The organism is Isoptericola sp. NPDC056578 (assembly GCF_042793275.1).
Classification (GTDB): Bacteria; Actinomycetota; Actinomycetes; order Actinomycetales; family Cellulomonadaceae; genus Isoptericola.
On sequence record NZ_JBHTVC010000113.1, the window covers coordinates 1 to 2,904 of the forward strand.

At 70.3% G+C, this 2,904-nt stretch carries 2 protein-coding genes; both read left to right on the forward strand.

Annotation, left to right across the window (positions count from 1 at the left end):
* Positions 1–97: 97 nt before the first annotated feature.
* Positions 98–367: a 30S ribosomal protein S15 gene (gene rpsO / locus ACFQ80_RS22495; RefSeq protein WP_429762254.1), complete on the forward strand. Its 270-nt coding sequence runs from the start codon at positions 98–100 to the stop codon at positions 365–367.
* A gap of 209 nt (positions 368–576) precedes the next feature.
* Complete coding sequence (locus ACFQ80_RS22500) at positions 577–2,811, forward strand: polyribonucleotide nucleotidyltransferase (protein ID WP_430565199.1); 2,235 nt, start codon at positions 577–579, stop codon at positions 2,809–2,811.
* Positions 2,812–2,904 lie beyond the last annotated feature (93 nt).

Below are 2,904 nucleotides of genomic sequence, written 5' to 3' on the forward strand. Positions count from 1 at the left end.
CGCTGGTAGCATGGTGGGGCCGTACGAACGGCCGCGGATCCAGAGCGCCCCGGTGAACGAGTCCCGGAGCACCGCGCAACGACACCGAAGGAGAGCCATGCCGCTCGACGCTGCCACCAAGCAGTCCATCATCACCGAGTACGCCACTCACGAGGGCGACACCGGCTCGCCCGAGGTGCAGATCGCGCTCCTCACGCAGCGCATCAACGACCTGAACGAGCACCTCAAGGAGCACAAGCACGACCACCACTCGCGTCGTGGCCTGCTGCTCCTCGTCGGCCAGCGCCGCCGCCTGCAGGCCTACCTGCAGAAGATCGACATCGAGCGTTACCGCGCGCTGATCCAGCGCCTCGGCCTGCGCCGCTGACTCTGCCGACCAGCCCGGTCACCCTCGCGGGGGCCGGGCTGGTCTGGTGTGATGTCCCTGTCATAACCACCATCGCGCCGCCGGATCCTCGTCCGGTCCTCGGTAGTGGCCTCCCGAACCGTCCGACCATCGGGTCGGGCCCGGCTCCGTGGGCCTCGATCGAAGACCGCCGAGCCGCGGCGGCGCCCTCGAGATCAAGGAGGGCACCCGTGGAGGGTCCCGAGATCCAGTTCGCCGAGGCCGTCATCGACAACGGCCGCTTCGGCACCCGCACCGTCCGCTTCGAGACGGGCCGCCTCGCCCGCCAGGCCGCCGGCTCCGTCGCCGCGTACCTGGACGGCGAGACGATGCTGCTGTCGGCCACGACGGCCGGCAAGCACCCCAAGGACCAGTTCGACTTCTTCCCCCTCACGGTGGACGTCGAGGAGCGGCAGTACGCCGCCGGCAAGATCCCCGGCTCGTTCTTCCGTCGTGAGGGTCGTCCCTCGACGGAGGCGATCCTGGCCTGCCGCCTCATCGACCGCCCGCTGCGCCCGCTGTTCGTCAAGGGCCTGCGCAACGAGGTCCAGGTCGTCATCGACGTCCTGGCCATCCACCCGGACGACGCCTACGACGTGCTGGCGATCAACGCCGCGTCGGCGTCCACGCAGATCTCCGGCCTGCCGTTCTCCGGCCCGGTCGCGGGTGTGCGCGTCGCGCTGATCGACGGCCAGTGGGTCGCGTTCCCGAAGTACTCGGACCTCGAGCGCGCCGTGTTCAACATGGTCGTGGCCGGCCGCATCGTGGGCGACGACGTCGCCATCGCGATGATCGAGGCCGAGGCGACCGACGACGCCTGGAAGCTCATCAAGACCGAGGGCGTCGCCGCGCCGACCGAGGAGGTCGTCGCCCAGGGCATCGAGGCGTCGAAGCCGTTCCTCAAGGCCCTGTGCGAGGCCCAGGCCTCGCTCGCCGCCCAGGCGGCCAAGGAGGTCAAGGACTACCCGGTCTTCCTCGACTACCAGGACGACGCGTTCGCCGCCGTCGAGGACGAGGTCTCCACGACGCTGCGCGACGCGCTCGCGATCGCGGACAAGCAGGACCGCGAGAACCGCCTGGACGAGCTCAAGGAGGGCCTGCTGGGTGCGCTCGGCGAGCGTTTCGAGGGCCGCGAGAAGGAGCTGTCGGCCGCGTACCGCGCGCTGCAGAAGAAGCTCATCCGCCAGCGCGTCCTCACCGAGGGCGTCCGCATCGACAGTCGTGGGCTCGCGGACATCCGCACCCTGTCCGCCGAGGTCGAGGTCATCCCGCGCGTGCACGGCTCCGCCCTGTTCGAGCGCGGCGAGACCCAGATCCTGGGCGTCACCACGCTGAACATGCTGCGCATGGAGCAGCAGATCGACTCGCTCGGGCCGGTCACGCGCAAGCGCTACATGCACAACTACAACTTCCCGCCGTTCTCCACGGGCGAGACGGGCCGCGTCGGCAGCCCGAAGCGCCGCGAGATCGGTCACGGCGCGCTGGCCGAGCGGGCCCTCGTGCCCGTGCTGCCCTCGCGCGAGGAGTTCCCCTACGCGATCCGCCAGGTGTCCGAGGCGCTGGGCTCGAACGGCTCCACCTCGATGGGCTCCGTCTGCGCCTCGACGCTCTCGCTGCTCAACGCCGGCGTGCCGCTGAAGGCCCCGGTCGCGGGCATCGCGATGGGCCTCATCTCCGACACCGTCGACGGTGAGACCCGCTACGCCGCGCTGACCGACATCCTGGGCGCGGAGGACGCGTTCGGCGACATGGACTTCAAGGTCGCCGGCACCAGCGAGTTCGTCACGGCCATCCAGCTCGACACCAAGCTCGACGGCATCCCCGCCTCGGTCCTGGCCGGCGCGCTGACCCAGGCCCGCGATGCGCGCCTGACCATCCTCGAGGTGCTCGCCGAGGCGATCGACGTGCCCGACGAGATGTCCCCGAACGCCCCGCGCGTCATCTCCGTGAAGGTGCCGGTCGACAAGATCGGCGAGGTCATCGGGCCCAAGGGCAAGATGATCAACCAGATCCAGGAGGAGACGGGCGCGGACATCTCCATCGAGGACGACGGCACCGTCTACATCGGCGCCACCGACGGCCCCTCGGCCGAGGCCGCCCGCGCGGCGATCAACGCGATCGCCAACCCGCACGTCCCCGAGGTGGGCGAGCGCTTCGTCGGCACCGTCGTCAAGACGACGTCCTTCGGCGCGTTCATCTCCCTCTCGCCGGGCAAGGACGGACTGCTGCACATCAGCCAGATCCGCAAGCTCGTGGGCGGCAAGCGCGTCGAGAACGTCGACGACGTGCTGTCCGTGGGCCAGAAGGTCCAGGTCGAGATCGGTGAGATCGACCCGCGCGGCAAGCTCTCGCTCGTCGCGGTGACCGAGGACGAGAAGGCCGACGAGTCCGCCGACGCCGCGGCCGAGACCCCTGCGGAGGCCTGACGCTCTGATGTCCTGGCACCTTCCGCTCGTCCCCGCGGGCGAGCCCGGTGCCGACCTGACCGCCGGGCAGGACGGTGCGACGATCCGTCGCAC